Below are 13007 nucleotides of genomic sequence, written 5' to 3'. Positions count from 1 at the left end.
ACATCCACGACGGAGGTTTCCATAACACACCGTAACGCACCTTTGACCCCGGCCGGTAGGCAGAAGATCGTCGATGTGGTTCTCGTCGACGGTTACTCCCAGCACCGGGTGGCCGAGCGGCTGCAGATTTCGACGGCCCCGATCAACCGGTGGGTCAAACGCGCCCGCAATGGCGAGGCTCTCACCGACCGCTCCAGCCAGCCCCGCAGCTGCCCGCACCAGCTGCCGGTGCGCACCCAGCGCCGCATCATCACACTGCGGTTGACTCGCCAGTGGGGCCCACACCGTATTGGCTACCACCTGGGAATTCCCCGGTCCACGGTTGGTCGGGTGCTGGCGCGCTACAACCTGCCGAAACTAGCCTGCATCGACCAGGCCACCGGCCTGCCGGTGCGCAAAGCACCACCAGTACGCTATGAACGCAGCCAACCCGGGGACATGATCCATGTCGACATCAAAAAGCTCAGTCGCATCCCCAACGGTGGCGGCTGGCGCGTGCACGGGCGTGGCTCTGAACAGGATCGCCGGGCGGGTCGCGCCCGCAACGCGCAAAGACAGGCTGGTGCGCCCGCTGCCCTGGGCACGATTAAGCATGTTTACACCAAGCCATACCGCCCGCAGACCAACGGCAACGTCGAGCGGTTTAACCGCACCCTGATGCAGGAATGGGCCTACATCCGCCTATACGCCAGCGAAAAGGCCCGACAGCAGACGTACGCGGAGTTTATCCACGACTACAACTACCATCGAGCCCACACCGCCATCGGCGGCCTCACCCCCGCACAACGCGTTCACAACATCACGGGGAAGTACAGCTAGAGCACAAAAGCACGGGCTGGGTCTGGTAGAAATTTAGCGCCTACTACCCCCGGATTGGTGGAGACTTAGGTACCATACCTTGTCAATCTCGAGCATGTGAATGGTTAGACACTTGTACAATAACCGTGAGCAACCACTATAGAGCCGCTCGAATCTGGATGACCCCAGTCGGAGAGATTTCTCCGGCGGGCGAGTTTCGGCTTGCTTCAAGCCCCAGCCACCAAACCGAAAGCGAGACAAGATGAGAAAAGCTCTAGCGCCCGCAGCCACACTCTGTTTTGCGCTGATAAGCCACGTGGCCCCTTGCCACCGCTCAGTCGATCAGCGGACCCGAAACGGCACGTGTAGTGTCGCAAGCCCTGGCGCACCAGGGTGTCATGACAACCGAGTTGGAAGGCAGCGATTCCCTTGCCACTTTTTCGGCACTGGCACTACAGTCGAAGTCGTAGCCGGTAACAACGAGCCATCCGTTAAAGTGCGGGGCTACGAGGGAGGGGTGGTCGGGTTCTCCATACCACACGCCAACTCGCGCGATTCGTCGCTAGCTGACGGCCGGTTAGTGGTGGACGGGGAGGACGGCACAACGCCAAGCTATGTTCTAAGCTCTAGAGAAACTGGCGGTACCATCGCGGCGGTAATTCCCTCCCCCGAGTCACCGACAGAGCTTTCCTATTCCCCGCTTGCTGGAACACGGATCGAACTCGATAGCTCAACAGGCAATGTGTTGCTATATGACGCTGGCTCGGCCAGTACCGAAACTGAATTACTAGGCATCGCCCATGCTCCGTGGGCTGTCGACGCAGCGGGACGCCATGTTCCGACTCACTTTGAAATTCGTCAAGGAAACCTGATCCAAGTTGTAGATCACACGTCTGCGAACTATCAGTACCCGATCGTCGCAGACCCTTCGTGGGACGAAATTAAATCCATGATGGCAAAACTGGAAGAAAGGTATGGGCGGGGACAAAATGGGTGCTGGGGAAAGGTAAAGTATTCGCTAGAAGAACAGCCCCTGGCGCACTGGTGTTGTGCGCAGTGGGTGGTGGCTGGGCGTGGTACCGGTCCGACGCGGATGGGTGGGTTCGGGTCGGCGACGCAGTCACGGGGTGCGTAGCATGATCGCCACACTCAGACGAGCGCTGGCGTTCCTCGCATTTTGGGGTGGATACGCGTTGTTGTGCATTATGCTGACGACCAAAACCACCCGCTCATACGACTATCTGTGGGTTTCCGCGCTGCTGTTTGCGTTACTCGCCGTCCCGAGCGCCGTGGTTTACCTCGTCGAGCGCTTCTCCACGCGCGGCTCCGGCGAAAACTAAGAAAGCAGCCGCCGAGCATTCACACCGGCGGCTGCTTTGATGCTGGTTAGACCGCGAAGCCGAGCGCGCGCAGCTGCTCGCGGCCCTCGTCGGTGATCATGTGGGGGCCCCACGGCGGCATCCACACCCAGTTCAGCTCCAGCTCGTCGACCGCGGTGTTGCCCACGACGGCCTGGGAGGCCTGCTCCTCGATAACGTCGGTGAGCGGGCACGCCGGCGACGTCAGCGTCATGTTGATCACCGCCTTGGTGGCCTCACCCTCCTCCTCGATCCACGCGTCGTAAACGAGGCCCAGGTCGACGACGTTGATGCCGAGCTCCGGGTCGATCACGTCGCGGAGGAACTCGACGACGTCGCTGGTCAGTTGGATTTGCTCTTCGGTCTGCGTCGGGCGCTCGCGCGGCCCGTCGAATGTGCTCTGGCTCATCTGCTTCCTTTCTTCTCGTGGCTATCCGCGCGCCTCGAGCGCGTCGGAGGTGGCCGCCTGGAACGCCTTCCACCCGAGGAGCGCGCACTTGACGCGCGCCGGGAATTTGGCCACACCTGCAAACGCGACGCCGTCGCCGATTTTCTCGGGGTCGCCCTCGAGCTCACCGCGCGAGGTGATCATCTCGTCGAAGGCCTCCAGCTTGTCCATCGCCTCAGCGATCGGCCGGCCGATGATTTCTTCCGCCATCACGCTTGTCGACGCCTGAGAGATCGAGCACCCCGTCGCAGCGTAAGACACGTCCTCGACCGTCTGCCCGTCCTCCGAAAGATGCACCCGCAGCGTGATTTCGTCACCGCACGACGGGTTGACGTGGTGGACCTCCGACTCGTAGGGCTCGCGCAGCCCGGCGTACTGGGGGTTTTTGTAGTGGTCCAGGATCACTTCCTGGTACATGGATTCAAGGTTCATGCATCACACCCCGAAGAACTGCTTGGCTTTGTTGATGGCTGCGACGAGGGCGTCGACCTCCTCGTGCGTGTTGTACAGGTAGAAGCTGGCGCGCGCCGTCGCCTGAGCATCGAGTGCGCGGTGGGCTGGCCACGCGCAGTGGTGCCCGGTGCGCACGGCCACGCCCTCGGCATCGAGGACCTGGCCGAGGTCGTGCGGGTGCAGCCCATCGACGGTGAAGGCGATGGCGCCGCCGCGCTTCTCGGCGGTTTTCGGTCCGGTGATGTGCAGGCCGTCGATGGCCTGCATCTTCTCCAGCGCCGCCGCGGTCAGTTCGTGCTCGTGGGCGGCGATGGCGTCCATACCGATCTCGGAGAGGAACTCCACCGCGGCGCCCAGACCGACGACCTGGCTGGTCATCTGGGTGCCCGCCTCGAAGCGCTGCGGTGCCGGGGCGTACGTGGAGTGGTCCATGTGGACCATCTCGATCATCGAGCCGCCGGTGAGGAAGGGCGGGAGGGCGTCGAGAAGCGAGCCCTTGCCATAGAGGACGCCGACGCCCGAGGGGCCGCACATCTTGTGGCCGGAGAAGGCGGCGAAGTCAACATCCAGAGCGTGGAAGTCGACCGCCATGTGCGGCACCGACTGGCAGGCATCGAGGACCGTAAGCGCCCCGACCTCCTGCGCCCGGCGCACCATCTCCGCCACGTCCGCGTGCGCGCCCGTGACGTTGGATTGGTGAGTAAAGGCAACCACCTTCACCGAGCTGTCCAGCTCAAGCGAATCGAGGTCGATCCGCCCGTCTGGGGTCATCTCATACCACTTCAGCCGCGCGCCGGTGCGGCGCGCGAGTTCCTGCCACGGCACTAGGTTCGCGTGGTGTTCGAGCTCGGTGACCACAATGGTGTCGCCCTCGCTGACGCGGTGGTCGCCGGCGCGGTCGTCACCGAGAGCGTACGCGACGAGGTTGAGGGCCTCCGTCGCGTTCTTCGTAAACGCGATTTCGTGCCCCGCCGCCCCGACGAAGGCCGCGATGCGATCGCGCGCCGTCTCGTAGGCGTCGGTCGCCTCCTCCGCGAGCTGATACGAGCCGCGGTGCACGGGCGCGAAGGTGTTCAACACAAACTCGCGCTCGGCGTTCCACACGCGTTCCGGTCGCTGCGAGGTCGCACCGGAGTCGAGGTAAACCAGCGGCTTGCCGTCGCGGACGGTGCGGGACAGGATCGGAAACTCCGCGCGGATGGCGTCCACGTTGAGCGTTCCGTCTGAGTGTGTGTATGTCATGAGATGAACTTCTCGTAGCCTTCCGCCTCGAGGGTGTCTGCCAGGGATGCGTCGCCGGTATCGACGATCTTGCCGTCGGCGAAGATGTGGACGTAGTCCGGGGTGACGTAGTTGAGGATGCGCTTGTAGTGCGTAATCATCAGCACGCCGCCGTCGGTGTCGCCCTGGTACTTGTTGATGCCGTCCGAGACGATGCGCAGCGCGTCGACGTCGAGGCCGGAGTCGGTCTCGTCCATGATGGCAAACTTGGGCTTCATGAGCGCCAGCTGCATGACCTCGTGGCGCTTCTTCTCGCCGCCGGAGAAGCCCTCGTTGACGGAGCGCTCGGAGAAGGAGGCATCCATTTGGAGGGACTCGCGGGCGTCGTTGAGCTCTTGGACCCACTCGCGCAGCTTCGGGGCCTCGCCGCGCACGGCGGTGACGGCCGAGCGCATGAAGTTGGAAGAGGACACGCCGGGGACCTCGACCGGGTACTGCATAGCCAGGAAGAGGCCGGCGCGGGCGCGCTCGTCGACTTCCATTTCGAGGATGTTCTCGCCGTCGAGAAGCACCTCACCCTCGGTCACCTCGTACTTGGGGTGGCCGGCGAGCGTGTACGCAAGGGTGGACTTGCCGGACCCGTTCGGGCCCATGATGGCGTGGGTCTCGCCCGACTTAATGGTCAGGTTGACGCCCTTGAGGATGGGCTTCGGCTCCTGGCCTTCCTCGGTGGGCAGGACGTTGGCGTGGAGGTTCTTGATTTCGAGAGTAGACATGGGTTTTCGTACCGTCTGCTTTCTGTCGGTGTCGGGGGTGGCTTTAAAGGTTGGCCTGCTCGAGCTCGCCGGAGACGCGGGCGATCAACTCGTCGCGGACAGACTCGACCGGGATGAGGTTGAGCACCTCGTTGAAGAAGCCACGGATGATCAGGCGGGTGGCCTCTTCTTCAGGGATACCGCGGGCGCGCAGGTAAAACAGCTGCTCCTCGTCGAAACGGCCGACGGTTGCGGCGTGGCCGGCACCGGCGATCTCGCCGGTCTCGATCTCCAAGTTCGGGATCGCGTCGGCGCGGGCAGCGTCGGTGAGCACCATGTTGCGGTTCGTTTCGTAGGTGTCGGTGCCTTGGGCCTCAGCACGGATCAGCACGTCGCCCACCCAGCAGGTGTGCGCGTCCGGCTTGTCGGAACCCTTCTTGCCCTGCAGGGCGCCCTTGTACAGGACGTTGGAGCGGCAGTTCGGCACCGAGTGGTCGACGAGCAGGCGGTTCTCGATGTACTGGCCGTCGTCGGCGAAGTACACGCCGGTAAGCTCCACGTCGCCGCCGGGCGCGGTGAACTTCACGCGCGGGGTGATGCGCACGACCTCGCCACCAAAAGTGGTCACCGTGTGGCGCAGGGTCGCATCACGGCCGACGACGATCTGCTGGGCGCCGAGGTGGACCGTGTCGTGGGCCCACTCGGCGTCCACCACGGCGTGAACGCGGGAGCCGTCGCCCAGCACCCAGTTGACGTTGTCGGCGTGGGTGCCGGAGCCCTCGTAGTTGACCAGGATGGTGGCCTGGGAGTTCGCGCCGGTCTCGATGAGGACGGTGCCGAAGGTGGTCACGTCCGGGCCAGCCCCAGTGACGGTGATGACGACAGGCTCGGAGAGCTCGGCGTTTGCCGGGATGCTCACGATGGTGCCGGACGCCGCGGCCGTCCACGCCTGGGCGGCGACGCGGTCGACGGGGGCGCCGGCGGCCTTCAGGCGCTCGTCGTTCTGCGCCACCTTCTCAACAGAGACCTCGCTCGGGCCCTCGACCGTGATCCGCGCCTCCGCGGCCTCGGGGAAAGAGCCGTTGTGCAGGCCACGAATGCGACGCAGCGGTAGGAAGCGCCACACCTCGTCGCGGCCGCCCGGGACCGGGAAGTCCTCGACATCGAAGGAGGAAAACAGGTCGCCCTTGTTGTTGTGGGGCGTGCCGGAGTTGACAGTTTCAGCAGCAGCTTGGGTCATTATTTAGCCCACCGATCCTTCCATTTGCAGTTCGATAAGACGGTTGAGCTCCAGGGCGTACTCCATCGGGAGCTCCTTCGCGATGGGCTCGACGAAGCCGCGGACGATCATCGCCATGGCCTCCTCTTCCTCGATGCCGCGGGACATGAGGTAGAACAGCTGCTCCTCGGAGACCTTCGACACCTTCGCCTCGTGGCCCAGCGTCACGTGGTCGTTGCGGATGTCGTTGTAGGGGTAGGTGTCCGAGCGGGAGATGTTGTCTACCAGCAGCGCGTCGCACTCGACGTTGGAGGCAGAGTGGTGCGCGTTCGGGTGCACCTGCACCAGACCGCGGTAAGCCGCGCGGCCGCCACCGCGGGCGACGGACTTGGACACGATCGTCGAGGAGGTGTGGGGCGCGAGGTGGGTCATCTTCGCGCCAGTGTCCTGGAACTGACCCTCGCCGGCGAAGGCGACAGAGAGGACCTCTCCGCGGGCGTGCTCGCCGGTCATCCACACGGCCGGGTACTTCATGGTCACCTTGGAGCCGATATTGCCGTCGACCCACTCCATGGTCGCGCCCTCTTCCGCCTTGGCGCGCTTGGTCACCAGGTTGTAGACGTTGTTCGACCAGTTCTGGATGGTGGTGTAGCGGCAGCGGCCGCCCTTCTTCACGATGATCTCCACCACGGCGGAGTGCAGCGAGTCCGACTTGTAGATCGGCGCGGTGCAGCCCTCGACGTAGTGCACGTACGCGTCCTCGTCGACGATGATGAGGGTGCGCTCGAACTGGCCCATGTTCTCCGTGTTAATGCGGAAGTAGGCCTGCAGCGGGATGTCCACGTGGACCCCCGGCGGCACGTAGATGAAGGAGCCGCCGGACCACACGGCGGAGTTGAGGGCGGAGAACTTGTTGTCGCCCGCCGGAATGACGGAACCGAAGTACTCCTTGAACAGGTCCTCGTGCTCGCGCAGGGCGGTGTCGGTGTCGACGAAGATGACGCCCTTCGCCTCGAGGTCCTCGCGGATCTGGTGGTAGACCACCTCGGACTCGTACTGCGCTGCGACGCCGGCGACGAGGCGCTGCTTCTCCGCCTCCGGGATGCCGAGCTTGTCGTAGGTGTTCTTAATGTCCTCCGGCAGGTCCTCCCAGGAGGTAGCCTGCTGCTCGGTCGAGCGCACGTAGTACTTAATGTTGTCGAAGTCGATGTCCGACAGGTCGGCGCCCCACGTCGGCAGCGGCTTCTTCTCAAAGATATCGAGGGCCTTCAGGCGCTGCTGCAGCATCCACTCCGGCTCCTGCTTAATCGCCGAAATGTCGCTCACGACCTCGGCGCTCAGGCCGCGGCGCGCTGCCGCGCCCGCAGCGTCGGAATCGTGCCAGCCGTAGTTGTAGGCACCGATAGACTCGATAATTTCGTCGTCGTTCATCGGCCTTTCCAGGCCGGGTGCGGGAGTTGTATCAGTCACGTTCTCCGCTCCTTTCGGGTAAAGCCCCGGCCCGGTTGATCGGGGCCAGGGGGATGTTGGTCGTGCAGATACCGTTGCCGTCGGCGATGAGCGCCAACGGTTGAACATGGCTGCCGACGAGGTGCGAAATTGCCTCGTGCTCCGCCTCGCACAGCTCCGGGTGCTCCGCGGCCACCGAGGCGACCGGGCAGTGGTGCTGGCAGATTTGGATACCGGCGCCCGCCTTTGTCACGGACGCTGCGTAGCCGTGGGCGTCGAGCACCTCCGCGAGGCGGCGGGCAGTATCCTCGACGTCCCCGTCCGAGGCCTCGGCCACCCCAGCGAGGATCTTGTCGATCCTGCCGCGTGCGAAGGCCCGCACGGCCTCGGGGCCACCGATCTGGCGGATCAGCTCGACCGCCTCCACAGCGAGGGAGTCGTAGCTGCTGCCGAAGAGCTCTCGGCCGTCGTCCGTCAGCTGGTAGTGCTTCGCGGGGCGACCGCGGGAGGCACCCGCCCCCGCCACGGCACGCGGTTCGCAGGTCTCGGCATAATTCTCGTCGACCAGCTTGTCTAGGTGGCGCCTCACACCCGCTGCAGAGAGCCCGAGGGACTCCCCTAACTCGGATGCGGTGACCGGGCCGAGCTTGAGCAGCAGCGACATGACTTCGCGCCGGGTGTCGCCACTGATCGAGCGGGGCTGCTCCGTCATCTGTTCACCTCTTTGCTTTGCTTCTCGTCCCTAAGTGACACGGCGATTAACGCGGCGGTAGGTGGCGTACACCACTCTTCCGCCTCCACCTTTTTCCAACAGTAGTGTCACTTTATTCATTCCGCCCATAAGGGTAACCTCACTACGCGCAGGCATGGTGGGCATCCGGGCTAGAATCTTCACCCGTGTCACGCTCCGTCCTGCCTACCCCGCCTTCCCTGCCGAGCCCGCGCAGTGTCGTTCCGCGCCTCGGCCGGCCCGGGTCGCGGTCCGCGGAGCTGCACGGGGAATCCCGGCAGGAGGAGCGCTTTGTCCGGGCGTCGATAAGCGAGCTCAACCGTTTTTCCTTGCTGCGTTGGCTGGGCCTCGTGGGAACCCTGCTGATGGGGCTCGGCGGGCTCGGCGGCGGTGCGCTGCCGGTGGTGGATAACCCCTACGGCGCGATGCCGCTGGGCTCGGTCATGGCCCGAATGCTGCAGGCGTCGTCCTCGCTCGTGCTCATCGGGGTGGGCTTCCTCGTGGTCGCGTGGGTGTTCATGGGCCCGTTCGTAGGCGCTGGATCGGCGCCACCGCGGGTGCGCCCGGCGCTGCTCCTGCGGACCTGCGCCGCCTGGGTGGCGCCGCTGCTGTTCACCGCCCCGCTGTTCACGCAAGACATTTACTCCTACCTCGCGCACGGCTCGATCGCCCGGCACGGGCTCGACCCGTACGCCGCCGGGCCCGTCGACATCCTCGGCACGGAGAACCACCTCGCGCGCTCTGTGCCGTTCATCTGGGCGGATTCTCCCAGCCCCTACGGACCGGTCGCCCTCGGCGTGGCCGCCGCGATTTCGTGGCTGACGAACGACTCGATCCTCTACGGCGTGCTCGCGCACCGCACGGTGTCCCTGCTCGGCATCGCCGCGGCCGCCTGGGGCGTCATCGCGCTGTCGCGGCGCTGCGGCGTCGCCAGCTCCGCCGCGGTGTGGCTGGGCATTCTCAACCCGCTGACCATCCTCCACCTCGTCGGCGGGATCCACAACGAGGCGCTGCTTCTGGGCCTCGTCCTCGTCGGGCTCGAACTCGGGCTGCGCGGCGTCGACGCCGTTCACGCTCGCCCCGCCCGCGCCGCCGCGCTCCTCGTCGCCTCGGGGGGGCTCATTTCGTGCGGCGGGATGGTCAAGGTGACCGGCTTTATCGCCCTGGGGTTCGTGGACATGGCGCTCGCGCGGGCGTGGAAGCCCCGGATAGGCGCGTGGGCGCTCGTCGCCGCTGTTGCCGTACAAACCGTGTTGCTGGTGGCCGCCGTCCTCGTGGCCACGTGGGTGACCGGCATCGGCTTCGGCTGGATCACCGGGCAGGGCGGGGCGGCGGCGATCCGCAGCTGGCTGTCGCTGACCACCGACATCGGGGTCATCGCCGGCTTTTTCGGCATGCTGTTGGGCTTCGGCGACCACACCGAGGCCATGATGGCGGTCACGAGGATCGCCGGGCTCGCCGCGGCGGCGGTGTTCATGTTCCGCATGCTGTGGGCCACCTACCGCGGCACCATCCATCCGGTCGGCGCGCTGGGGGTGTCCACGCTGGTGCTGGTGATCCTCTTCCCCGTCGTCCACCCCTGGTACCCGCTGTGGGCGATCGTGCCCCTGGCGGCCTGGGCGAACCGCCTGTCCTTCCGCGTCGGGGTGGGGGTCTACTCGACGGTGTTTAGCTTCCTCGTGCTTCCGCGCGGGCTCGCGCTCCCGCCCGGGACGGTGGTCACAATCTACGCCTCGGCTGCCGTCGCTTTCGCCGTGCTCGTCGGGGCGGCCTGGCTCTGGTACCGGCGCCGCGGGGCGAGGGTCTAAACTACACCCCCATGAGTACAACTTTTGGAGGATCGCCGTCGGCGGACGCCCTCGTCGTGGAGGACGTAACCAAGACGTACGGCTCCACGACCGCGGTGGCGGGGATGAGCTTCACCGCCGCGCGCGGAGACGTGCTCGCCCTGCTCGGGCCGAACGGCGCGGGCAAGACGACGACGGTGGAGATGTGCGAGGGGCTCATCTCCCCGACCTCCGGCTCGATCCGCGTCCTCGGCCTCGACCCGGTGGCGCAGCCGGAGAAAGTCCGCGCGCGCGTCGGCATCATGCTGCAGGGCGGCGGCTCGTACTCCGGGATCACGGTGCGCGAGATGCTCCAGCTGACGGCGTCCTACAACAAAAATCCCCTCGACGTCGACTGGCTGATCGGCCTGCTCGGCCTCGAGGGGGTGCACAAGACGACGTACCGGCGCCTGTCCGGCGGGCAGAAGCAGCGTCTTTCCTTCGCGCTCGCGATGATCGGCCGCCCCGAGCTCATCTTCCTCGACGAGCCCACCGCGGGCATGGACGCCCAGTCGCGCCTGGCCGTGTGGGACATCATCTCCGCAATGCGTGACGACGGGGTGAGCGTGCTGCTCACCACACACCTCATGGACGAGGCCGAGGCGCTGGCGGACAAAGTCGTCATCGTCGATCAGGGCCGCGTCGTCGCCGAAGGCACCCCCGCCGACCTCACGCGCCACGAGTGCTCCCCGCTTATCAGCGTGGAAACGGCCGCGCCCTTCGACCTGGACCGCCTCAACGACGCGTTGCGTGGGTACCAGCACACCGCCCAGTCGAACCGGCCGCTGCGCTACCAAGTGGCGGGCGACGCCAGCCCGGAGGTCATCGCCGCGGTGGCGGCCGAGGCCGCCGCCCAGGGCGTGCAGATCCGCGAGATGGGGGTCACCCACCGCACCCTCGAAGACGTCTTCCTCGACATCACCGGACGCGACCTCAGGAGCTAGACACCGTGAACATTCCCGCCGGCACCTTCACCCCGCACCCGCAGCGCGCGCCCGCCGCGCGCATGGCGCTCGCCCAGGGCGCCATCGAGTCCAAGCTGCTGTTACGCCACGGCGAGCAGCTTCTGCTCAACATCGTCATCCCCGCCGTCATGCTCGTGATTGGGGCGACCGTGCCCGTTCTCGGCGAGGACCCCAACCTCGACCACATCGTGCCGATGGTCTTCGCCGTCGCCGCCAGCAGCTCGGGCTTTACCGGGCAGGCCATCGCCCTGGCCTTCGACCGCCGCTACGGCGCCCTCAAGCGCACAGGCGCCTCCGGGGTGCCGGCCTCGACGATTATCGTTGGCAAGATCCTCGGGGTGCTCTCCACGGTCGCGGTTCAGATCCTCGTGCTGAGCGTCATTGCACTGCTCCTCGGCTGGCGCGTAGACCCGGACGAGGCCGCGGCCGGACTTGTCGCCCTCCTTTTCGGGGTGGCCGCCTTCACGTCGCTCGGCCTGCTCATGGGCGGCAGCCAGAGCTCCGAGCTCGTGCTGGCGCTGGCCAACCTGCTGTGGCTGGTGCTCATGGGCGTCCTCGGCTGGGTGGCCTACTCCGGCGACATCACGGCCGCCGGCTGGTGGAACCTCGCGCCCTCGGTGGCGCTCGCCGCCGCGATGGCACAGGCGTTCGACCTCACCTTCGCCCCGGCAACGTGGGCGTCGCTACTCGCGTGGACCGTCGTCGGCATCGCGGCGGCGTCCCGCTGGTTCCGTTTCGATGGCTAGTTTTACCCCCCAGTCAGTTATGCTGACATTCGTCCGAAAGTTGTATTGGAAGGCAGCAGTTCAACTGTGAGTACCACACACGAGACGTCCCTGACCTCGACTGACGGCGTCCTCGCGCGCCTGCGCGCCGCGTGGACCCCACCCAGCATCCGGCTCCAACGCATCCTGGCGCTGCTACTCCTTCTGGGGCAGGGCGGCATCACCGTTACGGGCTCGCTGGTCCGCGTCACCGGCTCCGGCCTCGGCTGCGACACGTGGCCGCTGTGCCACGAAGGCTCGCTCGTCCCCGTCGCCGGGGCGGCGCCGTGGATCCACCAGGCCATCGAGTTCGGCAACCGCTTGCTCGCCATTGTCCTCTCGGCGGCGGCAGTCGCCGTTCTCGTCGCGGTCGTCCGCGCCAAGCGGCGTTCAGAGATCATCTGGCTCGCCGGCGCTTCGCTCGCGGGCATCGGCGTCCAGGCCGTCATCGGCGGGATGTCCGTCCTCATGAACCTGCACTGGTGGACAGTCGCGCTGCACTTCCTGCCGTCGATGATCCTCGTGTGGATCGCCGCGCTGCTCTACATGCGCATCGCCGAAACCGATGACGCGCAGCCGCAACGTCGCTTTTCCTCCATCGCGAGGACCTTCACCATCGTCGCCGCCGTGGCCCTGTCGCTCGTGCTCATCACGGGCACGATGGTCACCGGCTCGGGCCCCCACTCCGGCGACGCTGGCGTGGGCATGGAGGGCCGGCTCGACCTGGATACCCGGATGCTCGCTTACGTTCACGCGGCGGCGATGTACGTCTACCTGTTCACCACCCTCGTCACCGTGTACCTGCTGCGCCGCGATCACGCCCCGAAGGACGCCTTCCGCACGGCGCTCGTCCTGGTCGGCGCGCTGCTGGTCCAATGGGCGATCGGCGTAACCCAGTTCTACTTGGGGGTGCCGCGGTGGACCGTGCCGATGCACATCGCGATGTCGTCGGTCGTCGTCGCGTTCTGCGCCTTCCTCTACGCGCACGGCAGGCGGAGGATGCCCACTCTGGTCTAGGCAG

13 protein-coding genes are annotated in these 13007 nt (G+C 66.0%); 6 read left to right on the top strand and 7 right to left on the bottom strand.

Annotation, left to right across the window (positions count from 1 at the left end; translation table 11 throughout):
• Window positions 1-21: 21 nt before the first annotated feature.
• Window positions 22-819, top strand: coding sequence for an IS481 family transposase (locus BLT81_RS04375; RefSeq protein ID WP_040421577.1), 798 nt, complete (start codon window positions 22-24; stop codon window positions 817-819).
• Window positions 820-1934: 1115 nt separating this feature from the next.
• Window positions 1935-2138, top strand: a complete 204-nt coding sequence (locus BLT81_RS12565) for a hypothetical protein (RefSeq protein ID WP_155860856.1) — start codon at window positions 1935-1937, stop codon at window positions 2136-2138.
• A 46-nt stretch (window positions 2139-2184) separates the two neighbouring features.
• Here BLT81_RS12565 and BLT81_RS04365 read toward each other — a convergent pair whose 3' ends face one another.
• From BLT81_RS04365 to BLT81_RS04335, 7 genes are read right to left on the bottom strand one after another with little or no spacing between them, the layout of a single operon-like run.
• Window positions 2185-2565: a metal-sulfur cluster assembly factor gene (locus tag BLT81_RS04365; protein WP_019194607.1), complete on the bottom strand. Its 381-nt coding sequence runs from the start codon at window positions 2563-2565 to the stop codon at window positions 2185-2187.
• A gap of 21 nt (window positions 2566-2586) precedes the next feature.
• A complete protein-coding gene (sufU, locus tag BLT81_RS04360) occupies window positions 2587-3036 on the bottom strand; it encodes a Fe-S cluster assembly sulfur transfer protein SufU (protein ID WP_019194606.1) in 450 nt (149 codons plus the stop codon).
• 3 nt (window positions 3037-3039) lie between these two features.
• Window positions 3040-4299: a cysteine desulfurase gene (locus tag BLT81_RS04355; protein ID WP_040421575.1), complete on the bottom strand. Its 1260-nt coding sequence runs from the start codon at window positions 4297-4299 to the stop codon at window positions 3040-3042.
• On the bottom strand, window positions 4296-5054 hold the full coding sequence (sufC, locus tag BLT81_RS04350; RefSeq protein ID WP_019194604.1) for a Fe-S cluster assembly ATPase SufC: 759 nt from the start codon (window positions 5052-5054) through the stop codon (window positions 4296-4298). The genes BLT81_RS04355 and sufC overlap by 4 nt, the downstream gene beginning before the upstream one ends.
• Window positions 5055-5097: 43 nt before the next feature.
• Entirely contained in the window at window positions 5098-6273 is a 1176-nt protein-coding gene (gene sufD, locus BLT81_RS04345; RefSeq protein ID WP_019194603.1) for a Fe-S cluster assembly protein SufD, read from the bottom strand.
• Between the two features lie 3 nt (window positions 6274-6276).
• Window positions 6277-7683 (bottom strand): Fe-S cluster assembly protein SufB, encoded by a 1407-nt coding sequence (gene sufB, locus BLT81_RS04340; protein WP_019194602.1) that lies wholly within the window; start codon window positions 7681-7683, stop codon window positions 6277-6279.
• A 31-nt stretch (window positions 7684-7714) separates the two neighbouring features.
• Complete coding sequence (locus tag BLT81_RS04335; RefSeq protein ID WP_019194601.1) at window positions 7715-8413, bottom strand: helix-turn-helix transcriptional regulator; 699 nt, start codon at window positions 8411-8413, stop codon at window positions 7715-7717.
• Between the two features lie 185 nt (window positions 8414-8598).
• Here BLT81_RS04335 and mptB point away from each other — a divergent pair, with 185 nt between their 5' ends.
• The 4 genes from mptB to BLT81_RS04315 all read left to right on the top strand — a co-directional run bounded on the left by mptB (window position 8599) and on the right by BLT81_RS04315 (window position 13003).
• Window positions 8599-10239 (top strand): polyprenol phosphomannose-dependent alpha 1,6 mannosyltransferase MptB, encoded by a 1641-nt coding sequence (gene mptB / locus BLT81_RS04330; protein WP_231286655.1) that lies wholly within the window; start codon window positions 8599-8601, stop codon window positions 10237-10239.
• 11 nt (window positions 10240-10250) lie between these two features.
• Window positions 10251-11201, top strand: a complete 951-nt coding sequence (locus tag BLT81_RS04325; protein WP_051011517.1) for an ABC transporter ATP-binding protein — start codon at window positions 10251-10253, stop codon at window positions 11199-11201.
• A 62-nt stretch (window positions 11202-11263) separates the two neighbouring features.
• Window positions 11264-11968, top strand: a complete 705-nt coding sequence (locus tag BLT81_RS04320) for an ABC transporter permease (protein WP_051011541.1) — start codon at window positions 11264-11266, stop codon at window positions 11966-11968.
• A 120-nt stretch (window positions 11969-12088) separates the two neighbouring features.
• Window positions 12089-13003: a COX15/CtaA family protein gene (locus tag BLT81_RS04315; RefSeq protein ID WP_040421638.1), complete on the top strand. Its 915-nt coding sequence runs from the start codon at window positions 12089-12091 to the stop codon at window positions 13001-13003.
• Window positions 13004-13007 lie beyond the last annotated feature (4 nt).

This window comes from Corynebacterium timonense (assembly GCF_900105305.1).
GTDB classification, from domain to species: Bacteria; Actinomycetota; Actinomycetes; order Mycobacteriales; family Mycobacteriaceae; genus Corynebacterium; species Corynebacterium timonense.
This window is presented reverse-complemented; position numbering and strand designations above follow the sequence as displayed.

Coding starts and splice junctions, on each gene's coding strand:
- BLT81_RS12565 (WP_155860856.1), top strand. CDS start 1,935: ATGATCGCCACACTCAGACGAGCGCTGGCGTTCCTCGCATTTTGGGGT.
- BLT81_RS04365 (WP_019194607.1), bottom strand. CDS start 2,565: ATGAGCCAGAGCACATTCGACGGGCCGCGCGAGCGCCCGACGCAGACC.
- sufU (WP_019194606.1), bottom strand. CDS start 3,036: ATGAACCTTGAATCCATGTACCAGGAAGTGATCCTGGACCACTACAAA.
- BLT81_RS04355 (WP_040421575.1), bottom strand. CDS start 4,299: ATGACATACACACACTCAGACGGAACGCTCAACGTGGACGCCATCCGC.
- sufC (WP_019194604.1), bottom strand. CDS start 5,054: ATGTCTACTCTCGAAATCAAGAACCTCCACGCCAACGTCCTGCCCACC.
- sufD (WP_019194603.1), bottom strand. CDS start 6,273: ATGACCCAAGCTGCTGCTGAAACTGTCAACTCCGGCACGCCCCACAAC.
- sufB (WP_019194602.1), bottom strand. CDS start 7,683: ATGAACGACGACGAAATTATCGAGTCTATCGGTGCCTACAACTACGGC.
- BLT81_RS04335 (WP_019194601.1), bottom strand. CDS start 8,413: ATGACGGAGCAGCCCCGCTCGATCAGTGGCGACACCCGGCGCGAAGTC.
- BLT81_RS04325 (WP_051011517.1), top strand. CDS start 10,251: ATGAGTACAACTTTTGGAGGATCGCCGTCGGCGGACGCCCTCGTCGTG.
- BLT81_RS04320 (WP_051011541.1), top strand. CDS start 11,264: ATGGCGCTCGCCCAGGGCGCCATCGAGTCCAAGCTGCTGTTACGCCAC.